Below are 19,276 nucleotides of genomic sequence, written 5' to 3'. Positions count from 1 at the left end.
ATTCAAATAATAGCTAATACATCCAGTTCTTTAGCAGTTAACAGGAATTTCAGCAAAATTAACAAATGTTCAGAATCTATAACAGCCATATCAGCAAAATCAGCCCCAACTTCAGCATCCCACTCACCCACTAAGCAACCTCCTTCATTACATACAACAAAGTCCTATGGTTTGAAAGGGCCAATAAATCTTGATATGATAAGAATATACTTACACTACATTGTAAAGGGGCACGATACTTATGGATTTTAACCTATTCATGCAAGATATTGTTGATAAGGCAAGAGAAGAAGTTACAACAGCTGGTTATAAAGAATTAAAAACACCTGAAGAAGTAGATCAAGCAATGAAGGAAGAAGGCACTTCGCTCGTATTAGTAAATTCAACTTGTGGCTGTGCTGGTGGGGTTGCTCGACCAGCAGCTGCGAATGCGGTCCATTATGATAAACGTCCTGACAATCTATATACTGTCTTTGCCGGACAAGATCGTGAAGCTACTGCAAAAGCACGTGAATATTTTACTGGCTATGAGCCATCTTCACCATCTTTTGCATTATTAAAAGACGGTAAAATCGTAAAGATGGTTGAACGTCACGAAATTGAATCCTCAGAGCCACATGAGGTAATCAATCAGCTTCAAGGTCTATTTGACGAATATTGTGAAGAAGTTTAAGAAGGAGAGATGGTCATAAAGACCATCTCCTTTTTTTAGGTTTGGCTATGTTATAATAATGAAATCACACTAATTTAAAGGAGCCTATGTAACGTGAAAATTGGCTACCGAACTTTAAAAACTGCGATTGGTACACCAGTTGCGATTTTTATTGCTCAATTATTACAGCTTGAAAATTACATATCTGCTGGAATTTTAGTAGTGCTTTGTATTAAAGTGACAAGAAAACGTTCGGTAATAGCATCTTGGCATCGTTTTGCAGCATGTCTATTAGGTATGCTTTTTTGCCTTTTAATATTTGAGTCGATAGGCTATCATCCACTTGCTGTTGGCGTATTGTTGTTATTATTTATTCCGACAACCGTGAAATTAAAAATAACAGAAGGAATCGTCACAAGTTCCGTTATTATTTTGCATTTATATGGATCCGAATCGATTTCGCTATCTTTGATTATTAATGAAGTAATTTTAATTTCAGTGGGAATTGGAACAGCGCTACTTTTGAATTTATATATGCCAAGTCTTGAAGATGACTTAAGATCCATGCAGGAAAGAGTGGAGTCAAACTTCACGAAGATTTTGAAGGAGGTTGCCCACTTTTTAGAAAGTGGTGATGAAAGCTGGACAGGGAAAGAGATAAACGAAACAGCGGATGATTTAGAAAAGGCAAGATCCTTAGCCTATCGTGATGTTGAAAATCATTTGTTGCGGAGTCACCACACCTATTATCACTATTTTAAAATGAGGTCTAAACAATTTGAAATTTTAGAGCGAATGCTACCGTTAATTAGCCGCATTTCTGCTGTTAATGAACAGGCTAAGAAAATTGCCATCTTTTTTGATGATTTAGCAGAGGGAGTACATCCAGGAAATACCGCCTACCTTTATTTGGATCGATTAAAGGAGATGCGGAAGGATTTCCGTCAGACAGAACTTCCAAAATCTAGAGAGGAATTTGAAATTCGTGCAAGCCTATTTACCTTATTAAATGAAATCGAACAATACTTAATTATAAAGAAGAATACAAAACACGTAGAAGGATAACCCAAATATAAAACCCCTTATGACATCTAAGAAATCATAAGGGGTTTCTTCTTAATATAAAAACATACCTGCTCCAGCTAACAAACTACTTAAAATCATAGCAAGAACCATCAAATAAATGATAATCTTCATACGTTTTTCTCTTTTTGATTTTTTGGGTTTATTTTGAACAGCAGTATTTTTCTTTTTCTTAGCCATAAATACAGTACCCTCCTCGCAATTATCCTACTTTTATTTTACAAGGAAACGGTGATTTGGACAAGTTGGTAAATTTATTCGACAAAACAAGTAGGAATATTATCACTTTTATCGAATTATATAGGATTAGATACAACGTTAAGGAGGATTCATATGGGAAGTGATCAAAAACGTAATTGGGAACAGGATGTTGAAAAAACGATTAATCGATTCCCTGAGCGTAAAGAAACGTTTACAACAAGTTCCGATATAGAAGTGGAACGTCTATATTTACCAGAAGAAGAAAATGCAAAATATGACGAAAAATTAGGATTTCCAGGGCAATACCCATATACGAGAGGGATTCAGCCGACGATGTATCGGAGTCGTTTTTGGACAATGCGTCAATATGCAGGATTTGGCTCTGCTAAGGAAACGAACAAACGATTCCGTTATTTACTGGACCAAGGACAAACAGGATTATCTGTAGCCTTTGATCTACCTACTCAAATTGGCTATGACTCAGATGATCCCATGTCAGAGGGTGAAGTAGGTAAGGTTGGTGTAGCTATTGATACGCTAAAGGACATGGAGGATCTATTTGCTGAAATTCCATTGGACAAGGTTAGCACATCGATGACGATTAACGCTCCTGCCTCGGTATTACTTTGTATGTATATTGCCGTTGGGGAAAAACAAGGTGTATCACAGGAAAAACTAACCGGAACCATACAAAATGATATTTTAAAGGAATACATTGCACGGGGAACGTATATTTACCCACCAAAGCCGTCCATGCGCTTAATCACCAATATTTTTGAGTATTGTCAGCAAAACGTACCGAAATTTAACACCATTAGTATTTCGGGATACCATATTCGCGAAGCTGGCTCAACGGCAGTACAGGAAGTAGCATTTACCCTAGCAAACGGGATGGCTTATGTAGATGCAGCCTTAGAGAATGGGTTAGAAATTGACCGATTTGCACCACGTTTAGCCTTTTTCTTTAATGCTCATAACAATTTCCTAGAAGAGATTGCAAAATTCCGTGCTGCAAGAAGAATATGGGCCAAGATCATGAAGAATCACTACGGGGCCAAGAATCCCAAAAGCTGGAAGTTGCGTTTTCATACTCAAACAGGGGGTTCAACATTAACGGCTCAACAGCCTGATAACAACATTGTGCGCGTTACCTTGCAAGCGCTTGCAGCTGTTTTGGGCGGTACGCAAAGCCTACATACGAATTCTAGAGACGAAGCATTGGCTTTACCGACTGAGGAGTCTGCAAGGATTGCTTTACGAACTCAGCAAATCATCGCCCATGAGAGTGGAGTGGCAGATACTGTTGATCCATTAGGTGGTTCTTATTATTTGGAACAATTAACCGATAAGATCGAAGCTGAGGTGGAAACCTATATTGAAAAAATTAAAGAATACGGTGGTGCTGTTCAAGCCGTAGAGGAAGGTTATATGCAGCGTGAAATTCATCAGGCAGCGTATGACGCACAAAAAAATATTGAGAGTGAAGAAGACATAGTCGTAGGGTTAAATAAATTTCAAATCGAGGAAGAGTTTGACCCGGACTTACTTAAAGTGGATGAAGAGTTAGAATTTAACCAAAAACAGAGCTTACAAAAAGCTAAAGAAGACCGGGATGAGGAAAAAGTTCAGAATGCTTTAGATAAGCTAAAACAAGCCGCGAAAACAGAGGACGAAAACCTGATTCCGTATATTCTTGCTGCCGTTAAGGTCTATGCTTCCATTGGGGAAATTTGTAACGTCATGCGTAATGAATTTGGAGAATATATCGGCTAAACAGGAGAAGGGGAGATGACAATGAGTAAAAAAATACGTGCATTAATAGCTAAACCTGGTCTTGACGGCCATGATCGAGGAGCTCTTATCATTGCCCAAGTATTACGTGATCATGGTATGGAGGTCATTTACACTGGATTACGTCAGTCGCCTGCACAAATCGCCCAAGCGGCTGTTCAAGAGGATGTTGATGTTGTAGGGCTTTCTTCTTTATCAGGTGCACACCGCTCACTATTTCCTAAAGTGGTTGAACAGTTGAAGGAAAGAAATGCAGATGATATTCCGGTTATCGGTGGTGGAGTGATTCCTGCTGAGGATATTCCATTTCTAGAGGAGCAGGGTGTGAAGAAAGTGTTCACTCCTGGAACTCCAACTGAAGCTATAGCCAATTACATTAAACAGTTAATCACACCAGATGAAATGCTGGGAACAGAACCACCGGAAAAAATTGCACATATTGGAGTTGCGGTGAAGAAGTTAGAGGATGCTATGCCTTTTTATTCAAATATTCTTGGCTTACCCCTTAAGGGAGTGGAAGAGGTTTCATCTGAAGGAGTAAAGGTTGCCTTTTTCCAAATTGGGGAAACATCGATAGAATTATTAGAGCCAACATCTGAGGAATCTCCAATTTTTAAATTTATGGAGAAAAAAGGGGAAGGCATTCATCATATTGCTTTTGAGGTAAGTGAAATTGAAGCTCGACTTCAGCGATACCGTGATCAGGATGTTCCACTCATTAATGATTTTCCAAAGGAAGGGGCAAACGGTGCGAAGGTCGCTTTTCTCCATCCAAAAGCAGCGAATGGCGTCTTATACGAACTATGTGAACATAGCGAGGAGGAATAGACATTGGATATCTTTGATAAAATAAACGAACTCTATGATAAACGTCGTAAAGTTGAACTAGGCGGCGGTGATGATAAGATTCAGAAACAGCGTGACAAAGGAAAAATGACCGCTAGAGAACGTATAAAATATTTACTAGATGAAGGAACATTTGTGGAATTGAATCCCTTTATGGAGCATCGTTCTAGCGATTTTGGTATGAATAGTGAGGATGCACCAGGTGAAGGTGTGGTCACCGGATTTGGAAAAGTAGATGGACGTGATGTGTATTTATTTGCCCAGGATTTCACGGTATATGGTGGGGCTTTAGGCGAAATGCACGGAAAAAAAATTGCTGCTGTCATGGACTTGGCAGCTAAAAATGGCACCCCATTTATCGGTCTAAATGACTCTGGTGGCGCGAGGATTCAAGAAGGGGTTGCGTCATTAGATGGCTATGGTCACGTGTTCTATCGAAATTCAATTTACTCAGGTGTGATTCCGCAAATATCTGTGATTATGGGACCTAGTGCAGGTGGGGCTGTTTATTCACCCGCCATCACAGACTTTGTCATTATGGTAGAAAAAACATCCAAAATGTTTATTACAGGTCCTAAAGTCATTGAAACCGTAACAGGTGAACAGATTTCATCAGAGGATTTAGGTGGTGCGGCAGTTCATAACTCAAAAAGCGGGGTTGCTCATTTGAAGGCTAGTAATGAAGAGGCTGCGCTAGACCATGTAAAGAAGTTAATTAGCTATTTGCCATCTAACTTTGAGGAACAACCACCTGTTATGGAGTCAGAAGAGCAGGATGATTATTTACCAGATATGACGGATTTAATTCCGTTTGATTCGATTCGTCCATACGATGTGAGAACAATTATTAATGAAGTCGTAGACAAGGATACATTCTTTGAGATACATCCTGATTTTGCGAAAAATATTGTGGTTGGCTTTGCTCGAGTCAAAGGGAAGACTATTGGCTTAGTTTGTAATCAACCAAAATACATGGCTGGCGGCTTGGATATTGATTCCAGTGACAAGGCATCCAGATTTATTCGGATGTGTGATGCGTTTAATATTCCGATTATTACTTTTGAAGATGTTACTGGATTTTTCCCGGGAATCAAACAGGAGCATGGTGGAATCATTCGTCACGGAGCAAAGATTTTATATGCGTATTCCGAAGCTATAGTCCCTAAAATTACTGTCATTACGCGTAAGGCCTATGGTGGAGCTTACGTTGCCTTAAATAGTAAATCAATTGGAGCTGATTTGGTTTATGCATGGCCAAATGCTGAGATTGCGGTAATGGGGCCAGAGGGTGCTGCCAATATCATTTTTGCACGTGATATTAAGGATAGTGAAGATCCAGAGAGTACTCGTCAGGAAAAAATTACAGAATACCGTGAGAAATTTGCCAATCCTTATGTAGCAGCTGGACTTGGCATGGTAGACGATGTAATTGATCCAAGAGAAACAAGACAAGCACTCATACGTTCATTAGATATGTTGAAAAATAAAAAAGAGGAACGTCCGAAAAAGAAACACGGCAACATTCCTCTATAAGTCATGACCATTGACTTTTCACCCTTATATTCGCTAACGTAATAAGGGTGAATTACATAAGGAGGATCACAAAATGACATCAGTCAATCAAGAACGAATTGTGAACGAATTTTTAGAACTCGTACAAATCGATTCAGAAACCAAACATGAAGAAAAGATTGCAGGCATTTTAAAGCAAAAGTTTACAGACTTAGGATTAGAAGTGAAAGAGGACAATGCCAAAGAAAAAACCGGCTTTGGCGCAAACAACCTAGTGTGTACGTTAAAAGGAAACAAAGAGGGAGTGGACCCCATTTATTTCACCTCTCATATGGATACAGTAGCTCCAGGTGTAGGTGTTAAGCCATCCATAAAAGATGATTATGTCGTATCTGATGGAACAACTGTTTTGGGTGCGGATGACAAAGCAGGTCTTGCCGCTATGTTTGAAGCTATTCGTCAGATTCAAGAAAACAACGTTGAGCATGGAGATATTCAATTTGTCATTACCGTTGGTGAAGAATCTGGGTTGGTCGGAGCAAAAGCTCTTGATTCATCCCTAGTAAATGCCAAATTCGGTTATGCCATTGATAGTGATGGTCAAGTAGGAGAAATTGTAATAGCCGCTCCTACTCAAGCCAAAATTTTCACGACGGTTAAAGGGAAAAGAGCTCACGCAGGTGTGGCGCCGGAAAAAGGGGTTTCTGCGATTACCATTGCAGCTAAAGCGATTGCCAAAATGCCATTAGGTCGCATTGATGAAGAAACAACAGCCAATATTGGTCGCTTTGAAGGTGGAGGAGCCACCAATGTGGTATGTGATCACGTAGAAATCTTAGCTGAAGCAAGATCCCTAGTCCCTGAAAAAATGGAAGCACAAGTTGATAAAATGAAGACTGCCTTTGAACAAACCGCCAAAGATATAGGTGGAAGTGCAGAGGTCGAAGTAAAGGTTATGTACCCTGGCTTTAAGCATCAAGAGGGTGACCAAGTTGTCGAGGTTGCCAAAAATGCTGCTGAAAAAATTGGTCGTACGAGTAAGCTAAAGCAGAGCGGTGGTGGAAGTGACGCCAACGTGATAGCAGGCTTTGGCATCCCAACGGTCAACCTTGCAGTTGGTTATGAGGAAATTCATACGACAGATGAGAAAATGCCAATTAGTGAATTGGTGAAGGTTTCAGAGTTGGTTGCAGCAATTATTGAGGAAACAGCTAAATAATGTTGGGGCAGGCATAGGATTTTGAGGATCCTATGCTTGTTTTTTCCTGGTGAATACTCTTAAAAGGGTATCCTAAGAAAAATATGTTATACTACCAATATAAGAACAAATGTTTCTCTAAGCAGGTGTTATCATGTCTAGTCGATTCCCAACAAAAGGACGGATTATATTTCATGTTGATATGAATAGCTTTTATGCATCCGTTGAAGCAGCTTACAACCCAGATTTAAAAGGGAAACCCTTAGCTATTGCAGGCAATCCGGAAGTGCGTAAAGGGATTATTGTGACGAGTAGTTATGAGGCGAGAGCAAAAGGGGTTAAAACGACGATGCCTTTATGGCAAGCCAAGGACCTATGTCCAGAGCTCATTGTCATGCGGCCCAATTTTGACCGTTATCGGGAAGCCTCGAAAAATATGTTTGAAATGCTGGCTGAAGTCACTCCGTATATTCAACCTGTCTCCATTGACGAAGGATATATGGATATAACGGAATGTGCTGATCTAGGAACCCCATTTGAAATCGCAGAAAATATACAAAAACGCATCAAAAATGAACTTGATCTTCCTTGTAGTATCGGAATTGCCCCGAATAAGTTTCTAGCTAAAATGGCATCCGATATGAAAAAACCAATGGGGATCACAGTTCTACGAAAAAGGGAGCTAGCCACGAAGCTGTGGCCTTTACCCATTGATGAAATGTATGGTGTTGGTGGGAAAACAGCCGAAAAATTAAGGAACATAAATATAGAAACCATTGGTGATTTAGCAAAATACGATGTTTATCATTTAAAAAGTATCCTTGGAATTAACGGGGAACGCCTACAAAATCGTGCCAACGGCTATGACCCCCGTCCCGTTGACCCTGATGCTGTTAGCTTGTTTAAAAGTATCGGCAACTCCCAAACGTTGCCCTATGATACAACAGATGAACGGGAAATTACGAAGCTCCTTAGGTCATTATCAGAAAAAGTGGCAGAGAGAATGAAACGGAAAACAGTCGTTTCTGAAAATATTCAAGTAATGATTCGCTACCATGACCGTAAAACGATAACGCGTAGCCATCAGTTACATGATTATGTAGAATTTAGCGAGGATATTTTTAATATTGCCTCCGAACTTTTCTTCTCAAACTGGAACGGAAAAGCCATTCGGTTACTTGGCGTTACTGCCCAGCAATTAACCGAGAAGGAAGAGATGACCAAACAGCTTGATCTGTTTACCTATGAAAATGAAGCGAAAAATGAAAATTTGTATAAGGTAGTCGATGATTTATCGGAGAAATATGGGAAGGATGTCTTTAAAAAAAGCGTAACACATGAAGGTAATCATTCCGTTTCCACTAGTTTTCAGAAAGACTTTTTAGATGATTTTAAAAGAGATTAGAAATCAAATTAAGCGACTGTCCAAGTAGAACAGTCGCATGTTTTACCCGTGATGTTTAGCAGCATCTGCTTTTGTTTGATGAACGGTACCAAATGGATGCTCAGGTGGTGCATAGATGGTGTAAAACTTTAGAGGGGTATTCCCGGTATTGGTAATATTGTGCCATTTCCCGGCTAGGCTTAGGTAATGTACTTAGTTTCAAGGGGCAAAAAAGATAAAAAAATGACGCGAGTGAGTCCTCGCGTCATTTTAGTTCATGATTAAGATGAAGAAATTTCATTTTTAAAATCTGTAAGCTTTTCCGTTGTGTCTGAAGCTAGACTTTTTAGATTTTCAACATTTGGATTATCTTTTTTAGCCTCAGCAATTAATGGATAAAGACTTTTCTCAATATTTACATATGCTTCTTTATCTAGCTCTTCCACCTGCTTTTCGATTACATCCCAATTTGTCTCGAGTACTTTTCCCTTTTCATTTATTTGGTTCACATCGCTTGGACTTGCCTCGACTATGTTTTGTAACTCCTCAATTGAAGTTATCACGGTATCAATGCCTTCAATTAGCTCCGTATTTTCTTGATCACTATGTACCTCAATAGATTCAGGCTCATTGACTTGTTCTTGGGAATCAATAGATGGGATATTTTCTTCATTGGAAGCAAACCCGATCCAAGCAGCTATAACCAATAATATGGTGCCTAATGAATAGAGTAATTTATTCATAATGTTTCCTCCTTTGGGTTTTTTAACCATTGTTTCCGTTGCTTTTCTTTTTAAACAAATTCTGTCGTATTTTTTGGAATTTTGTAAAGGAGGTGGGTGTGCTAAAGATTGTGGGTGATATGCTAAAGAATTTTAGAAAATGCTGAAGACCTGCCTAAATGCTATAGTTTAGGAGAGCTTTGCTAAAGTTACCGTTAATCTAGCTAAAGTATGAATTAAAGTAACTAAATATCACGCTAACTTTGCTGAACACGAAGACCATCCTCGCAATCGCACCAGACACGAAAAAAACCTCCCCCAAAAAACAAGAGGAAGGCTCATAATCTTTACAACTTATTAATCTCAAAGCTATTCCGCAAGACGGTCCAATTTTGCGGGAAGGTAAAGCCTAGAACCCAGAAGCTAACCCCGCGTAGACCGTATTCAATCGCCGTGTTATATTTCACTTGCATACTTCTCGCGTCCTCAAACCATACCTCATGCTCTTGGCCACTCTCATCAACATAACGGAAATAAGGAGATTGATAGGTTTCATCATACTCAATCGAAACACCATATTGGGCCGCTAATTGAACAGCTTCTTTCGGGCTCACTGACCGGGCTATTGTTCCTTGAACCCAAGGGATTTTCCAATCACGTCCGTAAAGAGGGGCTCCCATTAGGATTTTTTCTCTTGGGATGGCGGTTACGGTATAATCTAGCACCTTTCTCACTTCACTAATTGGGGCAATTGCCCATGGTCTTCCACCAGCCCACCCCCACTCATAGGTCATGATGACGACGAAATCGACTATTTCTCCATGTGCTTGGTAGTCATGTGCTTCATAGAGCAAACCAACCTGGTCTTCTCTTACCTTTGGAGCAATGGCTGTTGATACCGTAAATCCTTCAGGGTGTAATCGGGCAACCACTTTTCGAAGGAAGTTATTATAATTCTCGCGGTCTTCAGGATAAACATATTCAAAATCAATATTCAATCCTGTATAGCCCTTTTCTCTCATCAAAGATATAAGATTGGTAAGAACTGAATCCTGTAAGTTCTCATTCCGTAATAAAGTGGCTGCCTTATCTGAGCTGAATTCGCCACCTTCAAAATTAGTGAGGACAAGAAGTGGTGCTACATTTTGCTGCTGTGCTGCAGCTAAAAGGGGTTGATCATTTAAATTCGTAAGCGTTCCATCCTCATTAAATCCATAGCTAAATGAGCTAATATAAGTGAAGTATTGACCTAAGCGAGATACAATCGCAGCCCCGCGTTCCCCCATAATGGTGCTATAAGCATTGACATCCATATTCGGTTTCGGGGGTTCCGGTATTCGCAATGTTTGACCAGGCAAAATCATAGCTGGATTTTGGATTTGATTTGCCTGTGCAATGGCATCAATGGTCGTTTGGTATTGGCTAGCAATTTGCCACAACGATTCACCGGCCTGAACCGTATGCAGTTTAACGGGGATTACTAGCACTTGCCCCGGCTGAATCAACGAAGGATCAGCGAGTTGATTTTCTTCTACAATGGCCTGTATTGTGGTACCATATTGATTGGCAATCGACCATATAAACTCTCCAGGTTGAACGATATGTTCTGGATAAGGGGTAGGGATAACTAAGGCGTGCCCTATGACCAATACATTAGGCTGATCTAATTCATTCGCTTGTATAATCCGGTTCATACTTACCCCATAGGTTCGGGCAATTTGCCAGAGTGATTCACCTCTATTCACGACATGAATTTGCATAAAATCTCTCCTTCTAGGTATTCTCCTAGTAAAATATTCAAATCAACCTGAAGTGTTCATATCTCCCTTCATAGACAGGGAACCTGGGGACTGCTAAACTTATATAGAGAGAGTTTACTGAAAAAGCATCATTGAGAGGATTGTTTAAATGAGTAAAACGGTTGTATTAGCAGAAAAACCTTCAGTGGGAAGAGATATTGCCCGCGTATTGAAATGCAATAAAAAAGGAAATGGCTTTTTTGAAGGTCAAAAATATATTGTGACATGGGCTCTAGGTCATCTTGTGACGCTAGCTGACCCCGAGGTGTACGATGATAAATATAAAGAGTGGAAGATGGAAGACTTACCGATGCTTCCCAATCACTTAAAGCTTGTAGTGATTAAAAAGACAGGCAAACAGTTTAGTACCGTTAAGAATCAATTGAATCGTAAGGACGTACGGGACATCGTCATTGCAACAGATGCCGGACGAGAAGGGGAGCTCGTTGCTCGCTGGATTATTGAAAAAGCACGTGTAAAGAAACCAGTTAAACGATTGTGGATTTCCTCTGTTACGGATAAGGCCATTAAGGATGGCTTCAACAAATTAAAACCTGGAAAACAATTTGAAAACCTTTATGATTCAGCTGTTGCACGTTCAGAAGCAGACTGGTATGTAGGGTTAAATGCAACAAGAGCGCTCACGACTAAATTTAATGCCCAGCTTTCGAGTGGGCGCGTTCAGACTCCTACGCTTGCGATGATTGCAGCTAGAGAGGAAGAAATTAAACATTTTAAACCGAAAACCTATTACGGCATCAAAGCTAATACTGATAAAGGTTTTACACTTACCTGGCAGGATCAGAAATCAAATAGCTCGCGTACCTTCTCAAAGGAAAAAGCTGAGCAAACGATTGAACAAATTAAAAAGAAACCTTTAAACATAGTAGAAGTGGAAAACAAGCATAAAAAAAGCTTTGCTCCCCAGTTATATGATTTAACGGATCTTCAGCGTGACGCGAACCGTATTTTTGGTTTTTCAGGTAAGGAAACGCTGTCTACTATGCAAAAGCTTTATGAGCAGCATAAGGTCTTAACCTATCCAAGAACTGATTCCCGCTATCTTTCTACAGACATTGTCCCAACCTTAAAAGAGCGGGTAAAGGCCTGTGGTGTAGATCAATATGCTAAGTTTGCCACCACAATTCTAAAAGGGAACATAAAGGCGAATAAAGGATTTGTCGATGATAAAAAGGTCTCCGATCACCATGCCATCATTCCAACCGAGCAAAAGGTTTATTTATCGGAGTTAAATGACAAGGAACGTAAAATTTATGATTTAGTAGTGAAACGCTTTTTAGCTGTACTTCTTCCTCCATTTGAGTATGAGCAAAAAACGATTACAGCTAAAATGGGCAATGAAACCTTCACAGCTAAAGGAAAAACCGTCAAAAAACAAGGCTGGAAGCAAATTTATCAAAACCAGAAAATGGATGACAGTGACGATAAAGAGGACCAAGCTTTACCGAATATCCAAAAAGGCGATACATTCACCAATATTCAATTGAAACAAACAACAGGTGAAACGAAGCCGCCTGAACGATTCACTGAAGGAACTCTTCTTCAAGCGATGGAGAATCCTGTGAAATATATGGAGCAAAAGGATAAACAGCTAGTTAAGACCATCAATCAAACAGGTGGGCTTGGGACGGTTGCTACTCGAGCTGATATTATTGAAAAGCTGTTTAACACCTTTTATATTGAGAAAAAAGGCAAGTACCTTTATATGACACCAAAGGGAAAACAGCTCTTAAATCTTGTTCCAGATGAACTAAAATCTCCAACACTAACGGCAGAATGGGAACAAAAGCTGAAGGCTATTGCGGACGGTAAGTTAAACAAAAATGCTTTTATTCAGGATATGAAAGGATATGCCAAATCAGTTGTCCATGAAATAAAAAACAGTGATGCTAAATATAAGCACCACAACATTACCGGTTCGAAATGCCCTGAGTGTGGGAAACAGATGCTTGAAGTTAACTCGAAAAAAGGAAAAATGCTCGTTTGCCAGGACCGTTCCTGTGGGCATAAGAAAAATATTGCTAAAAAAACAAATGCAAGATGTCCGAACTGCCATAAGAGAATGGAGCTGCGTGGTCAAGGTGAGGGACAAACATTTACATGTAGCTGTGGTCATCGTGAAAAGCTCTCAACCTTTAATGAACGCAAAAAGAAGCAACAACAAAACAAAGCTTCAAAACGGGATGTCAATAAGTATTTGAAAAAGCAGCAAAAGGATGAATTCACCAATCCTGCACTAGCTGAGGCGTTGGCGAAGTTGAAGAAGGATCAATAGTAGAGAAGGCACTTTGCCCGAGCATGAGGTGAATAAAATGGGGAAATGGTTCCCGCTAGTCTATGACGCGTTAATCCTGCCGTTAGAGAAAACAAAATTTAAGAGGATAAGAACTCAGCTGATTGCAAAGGTAGAGGGCGAAGTTTTGGAAATAGGTTCAGGAACTGGCGTGAACTTTCCCATCTATAAGAATGCCCATCAAGTTGTTGCAATAGAGCCTAACCCTGAAATGACAAAACATGCTGCTCAAAACATTAAAAAGTCAAAGGTCCCAATTCGGAGTATAACAGCAAGGGCAGAGCAATTACCCTTTGAAGATAACACCTTTGATACGGTTGTAGCGACGCTTGTTTTTTGTACCATTCCAAACCCCATAAAAGCACTACAGGAAATTGAACGTGTATGTAAGCCAGGGGCAACGATTCAGTTTTTCGAGCACGTGAAAATGAAGCAGCCCTTTTTGGCAAAATTACAGGAAGTATGTACACCTTTTTGGAAGAAAGTTTGCGATGGTTGCCATTTAAATCGGGATACATTAGAGTTGGTTAATCAATCTAATTTAAACATTAAACAGGTGGACTCCTTTTATAAGGGATTGCTTTTGACGATAACCTGTACTAAGGAATAAAAAAAGCGTATGGAGTCGAGTTCCATACGCTTTTTGTGTATAGTTTTTAAAGCTTTAGCATTTAGATACGCTCGTTCAGCATAAAGCCACCGAACATTAGCATACTTATCGTCACCTTCAACCAACCATGGACTTTCTTCAGCATTTCAAACCATCTTCAGCAAAAATAGCGCCGGCTTTAGACCAAGTAGCATAATGTTCAGCATTCCGCACAGTACAAGCACGCTTCCTACACAGCCCCATTAATGAACCGGGAAAAACACCAACTGAATAAGGAATAAAAATCCAAACAAGTAAAGAATCCAATGAACCTCTTTACCTTTCCCAGTTACGAGCTTTAACAGCGGATAAGTGATAAATCCGACAGCAATACCTGTTGCAATACTAGATGTCAGTGGCATCGTTAAAATGATTGCAAAAGTTGGAAAAGCTTCAGCAAAATTGTTCCAGCTTACCTTTGCAAGACCCTGCATCATATAAAAACCAACAATGATTAATACAGGTGATGTGATGGCTGGTAAGGACGATACAGCTCCGACAATCGGGGAGAAGAACATCGTCACGATAAACAATAGACCTACAACAAAAGAAGTTAACCCTGTTCTACCTCCAGCACCAACACCCGATGCAGACTCAATATATGCTGTTGATGGACTCGTTCCAAATGCAGAACCAACCGTAGTTGCAACCGCATCAGCCATTAACGCTGATTTTGCTTTTGGAAGCTGTCCGTTTTTCATTAGCCCCGCTTGTTCTGAAACACCAATTAAAGTACCAGTTGTATCAAATAGAGTAATAAGTAAGAATACAAACACAACCGCATATAGTCCATGGCTGAACACACCTGCAATGTCTAATTCAAAGAAGACAGGGGAAGGAGGTGTAGCCATAAAGCCGTTTGTAAATGACAATTGATTTGTAAAATAGCCAATAACCCCAGTCAAAAGCATTCCAAAAAAGAGAGCCCCTTTAACATCCAAGGCAATTAAAATTAACGTTGCAAATAGACCGACAATGGTTAGCAATGTAACAGGCTCTGTAAGGTCCCCTAACGCCACTATATTCGCCTCATTCGGCACAACAATCCCTGACATACGTAGTCCAAGAAAAGCAATAAACAAGCCAATTCCTGCCGTGATCCCAAATTTTAATGAGGAGGGAATCGATTTGATAAGTGTTTCACGTATTTTAGTTAAACTTAACAAAATAAATAAGATACCTGCTAAGAAGACTGTTCCAAAAATAATTTCGTATGATAACCCTTCAGCACCAACTACTGTTGCAAAATACGCATTTAATCCCATCCCAGGTGCAATGGCAATTGGATAGTTTGCAAAAAAGGCCATGATGAATGTTCCAATAACGGCCGAAATAATAGTAGCCATAAAAACTTGGTCAAATGGTACGCCCGCTGCTTGTAATATCGTTGGATTAACAAATACAATATAAACCATCGTAAGGAAGGTCGTAAAACCAGCGATGACCTCTGTTCGGACATTTGTGCCTTTCTTTGTGAGTTTAAAAAACTTGTCCATGAAAATCACCTATTCTTTATCCGTATATTTAAAAACAACATGTATAATAATATTCGTTTTTAAGTGTTATTTCAAGGGTTGATTTGATTTTCTCTTAAGTTAACAAATGAAACCCCATTTATTTTAGTCTCTCTTATCCAAAAAAACACTTCCTTTTAGCAATCAGGAAGTGCTTTTACTTACCTACTTTTCTTCATCATTTTTTTCAACAAACGTAACCCTAACTTGGAGCCCGGGTAGCGAAAGGCAAGATCAAAGGCTGTCGTTTGTTTTAATACACTTTTTTGGTGGGAAAAGGTATCAAACGAGGTTTTTCCATGATAGCTGCCCATTCCACTACTTCCAACTCCACCAAATGGAAGATAAGGGTTGGCTAGATGGAGGAGGGTGTCGTTGATGCATCCGCCTCCATAACTAACATTCTTGATCATCCATTCTTGGTTATGACTATTTTCAGAAAAATAGTAAAGGGCAAGAGGCTTAGGTGAATTTCGTATTCCTTCCTTTACCTCTGATAATTTTTTAAAGGTAATCAGGGGTAAAATCGGCCCGAAGATTTCTTCCTGCATGACCTCATCATCCCATGAAATCTGATCCAATACAGTCGGTTGGATGAGGTGCTGATCTTCGTCAACTTTTCCACCCATAATCGCCTTTCCATTTGATAAGTAGCTCTTTAAACGGTCAAAATGCCTCTTGCTGACTATCTTAGTATAATGTGGATTATGAAGAGAGTTTTGGCCATACAATTTCTCAACAGCTTGCTTAAACTTCTCCATAAACAAATCCTTAACATCCTCGTGGACATACAGATAGTCCGGGGCTACACATGTCTGACCAGCATTAGTAAATTTCCCCCAAGCAACGCGTCTAGCGGCTAAGTCGAGTTTGGCATCCCAATCAACTATGCACGGACTCTTGCCTCCTAATTCAAGCGTTACAGGAGTAAGATGCTTACTCGCTTTTTCCATGACAATCTTTCCTACCTTCTCACTGCCTGTAAAAAAAATATAGTCAAACGGTTCATCAAGTAACTCCTCACTAACCTCTTTTTCTCCTTCGACCACTGTAACAAAGTTGGCATCAAAGGTCTCCGTGATCATTTTTGCCAACAGGCTTGATACAGTAGGGGTGTGTTCAGATGGCTTTATGACCACGCAATTACCAGCCGCAATTGCACCAATCAAGGGAGCTAACGTTAAGTGCAGTGGATAGTTCCATGGACCGATGATTAAAATTACACCATAGGGCTCTTTATATATAAAGCTCTTTGAACCTTTATGGGAGAGAGGTGTTTTGACCTTTTGTGGTCTCATCCAATCTCCAAGGTTTTTCATCGCTTCCGAAAGCTCGGTATACAAAAAGCCAAGTTCTGTGACAAACGATTCATATTCTGATTTATTTAAATCCTGTTTTAAGGCTCTGTACATGTCCTTTTCATATCGTTCAAACATCTTTCTCAGCTTTTCAAGTTGATGCTTTCGAAATGTATAGGTCAGCGTTTTACTTCCCTGATACATATTTTTTTGTCTTGAAACAAGCTCATGAATGCTCATGACATTCCCCTCCTACACCGTTACCTGATCGAAATCATTAACAATTTGCGTGTTAGGAAAGATTTCTTTGGCCCCTTCTAACAGTTGGGGGATGTCTTTCGCCAGGTAACGGGATGAAATATGATTTAGTAATAGTCTCTTAACTTTAGCCATAGCAGCTAAACTTGCTGCCTGCCTGGTGGAGGAATGAAAATATTCATAGGCCAAATCCTCATCAGCTGGACCAAATGTAGCTTCGTGTACAAGAATATCGGAATTCTTAGCAAACTCCGCAAATTGAGGAGAGAAACGAGTATCCCCAAAAATACATATCGTTTTTCCTTTTTTAGGTGGTCCAACAAAGTCTTCACGATAAATTGTACGACCATCTGGTAATTGGACCGATGCGTTTTCTTTAATCTTTTGAAAAATTGGGCCTGGTTTCACTCCAGCAGTAAGTAACTTATCTGGAAGGAGTTCTCCAATTTTATTTTTTTCTTCAATACGATATGCGTATGACGCTACACCATGTTCTAATTTTTTCACCATGACTTTAAACTGCTCATCTTCAAATAAAAAACCTTCCGTAATTTCGTGGAACCTAATCTCATATTTGAGCTTCGTCTGACTCACCTTTAAGGAGGTTTGTACAAATTCCTTTAATCCCGGAGGACCGTAAATCTCAATCGGTGTCGTCCCTCCTTGGAAGGACCGACTACCTAATAGTCCAGGTAAGCCAAAAATATGATCGCCGTGTAAATGAGTAATAAAGATTTTTTCGATTTTCCGAGGTTTAATCGTTGTATGTAATATTTGATGCTGCGTTGCTTCCCCACAGTCAAATAACCAATTGGTGCCTCTTTCCTGGAGGAGCTGTAGGACGAGTGATGAAACATTGCGATGTTTAGATGGGACACCAGAACCTGTCCCGAGAAAAAATAACTCCATGAATAACTCCTCCTTTATATTAGAAAATAAGTAAGCATCCATAGAAGGATGCCTACTCTTCAATCAATATGTTATGCATTCCAGCCTCTTTTATATTGGACTGGACCTTCAAGTTTGATGCCAAGTTCATCTGCAGCCTGTTTAGGCCAGTATGGATTACGTAAAAAGGCGCGGGCGATAAAGATTAAATCGGCACGTTCATTCTGTAAAATCTCTTCCGCTTGTAATCCACTCGTAATCATGCCAACAGCACCGGTTGCAATTTGGGCCTCGTTACGAATTCTTTCCGCATATGTAACCTGATAACCAGGATAGGTATGAACTTTGACAGGCAAAACTCCACCTGAGCTACAATCAATTAAATCTACACCCTGTTTCTTCATCTCAACAGCAAAATAGTGGAAGTCCTCTGGTGTGTTGCCGCCTTCCGCGTATTCATTCGCTGAAATACGTACAAATAGGGGCCCGTTCCATACCTCTTTGACCGCCTCAATGACTTCACGCAAAAAGCGGTAGCGGTTTTCTGTCGTTCCACCATAAGAATCGGTGCGCTGATTCGTTAATGGAGATAAAAATTGATTAATGAGATACCCATGTGCACCGTGGACCTCTATGATGTCGAAGCCGGCCTCTTTGGCTCTTTTTGCCCCTGATTGAAAGGCTTGAACCGTTTCGTTAATTTTTTGTTGATCCATTTCCGTAGGAGTTTGAAACTGGTCGTTAAAGGCAATGGGTGATGCTGAGTAAATTTCAGATGGTAAATCTGCTTTTCGACCAGCATGACCCAATTGAATTGCCGTTTTAGCCCCATGACGATGAACAGCCTCATTAATTTGTGTAAAGCCCTCAACATGCTCATCAGACCAAATACCAAGGTCATGAACCGAAATACGTCCTTCAGGTGTCACACCTGTTGATTCAACCATGACAAGTCCTGCTTGACCAGCTGCGCGGCTTTCGTAATGTGTGATGTGAAAGGGCTGAACCTTTCCATCCTCAGAGTCAACAGAATACATACACATTGGTGACATCACTATTCTATTTTTAAGTGTAACATTTTTAATGGTGTAAGGTGAAAATAGCTTACTAGACATTGCTTTAACCTCCCGATGTTTGTTTTTCATTTTAACAATAGCACATTTTTCA

General features: G+C 39.9%; 17 protein-coding genes and 1 pseudogene. 9 read left to right on the top strand and 9 right to left on the bottom strand.

The genetic code is table 11. The annotated features are described in order from the left end of the window. Positions 1–2: 2 nt before the first annotated feature. Entirely contained in the window at positions 3–131 is a 129-nt protein-coding gene (locus tag GH754_RS19805) for a hypothetical protein (protein WP_267206655.1), read from the bottom strand. Between the two features lie 104 nt (positions 132–235). Between GH754_RS19805 and GH754_RS09155 the strand changes: the two genes are divergently transcribed. After that, positions 236–673 carry a BrxA/BrxB family bacilliredoxin gene (locus tag GH754_RS09155; RefSeq protein ID WP_323741962.1) on the top strand — a complete coding sequence of 146 codons (438 nt, stop codon included), beginning with the start codon at positions 236–238 and terminating at the stop codon, positions 671–673. 93 nt (positions 674–766) lie between these two features. Continuing rightward, complete coding sequence (locus GH754_RS09150) at positions 767–1,717, top strand: aromatic acid exporter family protein (RefSeq protein ID WP_323741939.1); 951 nt, start codon at positions 767–769, stop codon at positions 1,715–1,717. Between the two features lie 51 nt (positions 1,718–1,768). Here GH754_RS09150 and prli42 read toward each other — a convergent pair whose 3' ends face one another. Then, positions 1,769–1,915: a stressosome-associated protein Prli42 gene (gene prli42, locus GH754_RS09145; protein ID WP_153728424.1), complete on the bottom strand. Its 147-nt coding sequence runs from the start codon at positions 1,913–1,915 to the stop codon at positions 1,769–1,771. Positions 1,916–2,068: 153 nt separating this feature from the next. On the opposite strand from prli42, the gene GH754_RS09140 reads away from it, so the two are divergent. The 5 genes from GH754_RS09140 (at position 2,069) to GH754_RS09120 (ending at position 8,688) form a co-directional block, all read left to right on the top strand. After that, on the top strand, positions 2,069–3,709 hold the full coding sequence (locus GH754_RS09140) for an acyl-CoA mutase large subunit family protein (RefSeq protein WP_153728423.1): 1,641 nt from the start codon (positions 2,069–2,071) through the stop codon (positions 3,707–3,709). 21 nt (positions 3,710–3,730) lie between these two features. Next, a complete protein-coding gene (gene mce / locus GH754_RS09135) occupies positions 3,731–4,555 on the top strand; it encodes a methylmalonyl-CoA epimerase (protein WP_153728422.1) in 825 nt (274 codons plus the stop codon). 3 nt (positions 4,556–4,558) lie between these two features. Continuing rightward, positions 4,559–6,106, top strand: a complete 1,548-nt coding sequence (locus GH754_RS09130) for an acyl-CoA carboxylase subunit beta (RefSeq protein ID WP_153728421.1) — start codon at positions 4,559–4,561, stop codon at positions 6,104–6,106. 73 nt (positions 6,107–6,179) lie between these two features. Further along, entirely contained in the window at positions 6,180–7,304 is a 1,125-nt protein-coding gene (locus tag GH754_RS09125) for a M20/M25/M40 family metallo-hydrolase (RefSeq protein ID WP_153728420.1), read from the top strand. A gap of 133 nt (positions 7,305–7,437) precedes the next feature. Further along, positions 7,438–8,688 (top strand): DNA polymerase IV, encoded by a 1,251-nt coding sequence (locus GH754_RS09120; protein WP_153728419.1) that lies wholly within the window; start codon positions 7,438–7,440, stop codon positions 8,686–8,688. A 42-nt stretch (positions 8,689–8,730) separates the two neighbouring features. On the opposite strand, the pseudogene GH754_RS19650 reads toward GH754_RS09120, so the two are convergent. The 3 genes and pseudogenes from GH754_RS19650 to GH754_RS09105 all read right to left on the bottom strand — a co-directional run. Continuing rightward, positions 8,731–8,862 (bottom strand): annotated as a pseudogene (locus GH754_RS19650) (cupin domain-containing protein); the annotation flags it as partial. Between the two features lie 86 nt (positions 8,863–8,948). Next, positions 8,949–9,410, bottom strand: coding sequence for a hypothetical protein (locus tag GH754_RS09110; protein ID WP_153728418.1), 462 nt, complete (start codon positions 9,408–9,410; stop codon positions 8,949–8,951). Between the two features lie 326 nt (positions 9,411–9,736). Beyond that, complete coding sequence (locus tag GH754_RS09105; protein ID WP_153728417.1) at positions 9,737–11,149, bottom strand: LysM peptidoglycan-binding domain-containing protein; 1,413 nt, start codon at positions 11,147–11,149, stop codon at positions 9,737–9,739. Between the two features lie 148 nt (positions 11,150–11,297). Between GH754_RS09105 and GH754_RS09100 the strand changes: the two genes are divergently transcribed. Then, positions 11,298–13,484 (top strand): DNA topoisomerase III, encoded by a 2,187-nt coding sequence (locus GH754_RS09100; protein ID WP_153728416.1) that lies wholly within the window; start codon positions 11,298–11,300, stop codon positions 13,482–13,484. 37 nt (positions 13,485–13,521) lie between these two features. Beyond that, positions 13,522–14,112: a class I SAM-dependent methyltransferase gene (locus GH754_RS09095; protein WP_153728415.1), complete on the top strand. Its 591-nt coding sequence runs from the start codon at positions 13,522–13,524 to the stop codon at positions 14,110–14,112. A gap of 242 nt (positions 14,113–14,354) precedes the next feature. On the opposite strand, the gene GH754_RS09090 is transcribed toward GH754_RS09095, so the two are convergent. The 4 genes from GH754_RS09090 to namA form a co-directional block, all read right to left on the bottom strand. Beyond that, complete coding sequence (locus tag GH754_RS09090) at positions 14,355–15,647, bottom strand: NCS2 family permease (protein ID WP_153728414.1); 1,293 nt, start codon at positions 15,645–15,647, stop codon at positions 14,355–14,357. Positions 15,648–15,826: 179 nt separating this feature from the next. Continuing rightward, positions 15,827–17,203 carry an aldehyde dehydrogenase gene (locus GH754_RS09085; RefSeq protein WP_153728413.1) on the bottom strand — a complete coding sequence of 459 codons (1,377 nt, stop codon included), beginning with the start codon at positions 17,201–17,203 and terminating at the stop codon, positions 15,827–15,829. 12 nt (positions 17,204–17,215) lie between these two features. Further along, positions 17,216–18,130, bottom strand: a complete 915-nt coding sequence (gene rnz, locus GH754_RS09080) for a ribonuclease Z (protein ID WP_153728412.1) — start codon at positions 18,128–18,130, stop codon at positions 17,216–17,218. Positions 18,131–18,201: 71 nt separating this feature from the next. Next, complete coding sequence (gene namA, locus GH754_RS09075; protein ID WP_153728411.1) at positions 18,202–19,224, bottom strand: NADPH dehydrogenase NamA; 1,023 nt, start codon at positions 19,222–19,224, stop codon at positions 18,202–18,204. Positions 19,225–19,276: the final 52 nt, after the last annotated feature.

This window comes from Salinibacillus xinjiangensis, assembly GCF_009649735.1.
Taxonomy (GTDB): domain Bacteria; phylum Bacillota; class Bacilli; order Bacillales; family Alkalibacillaceae; genus Salinibacillus; species Salinibacillus xinjiangensis.
Note: the sequence above shows the minus strand (reverse complement) of the source record. Positions and strands in the feature narration are given on the sequence as shown.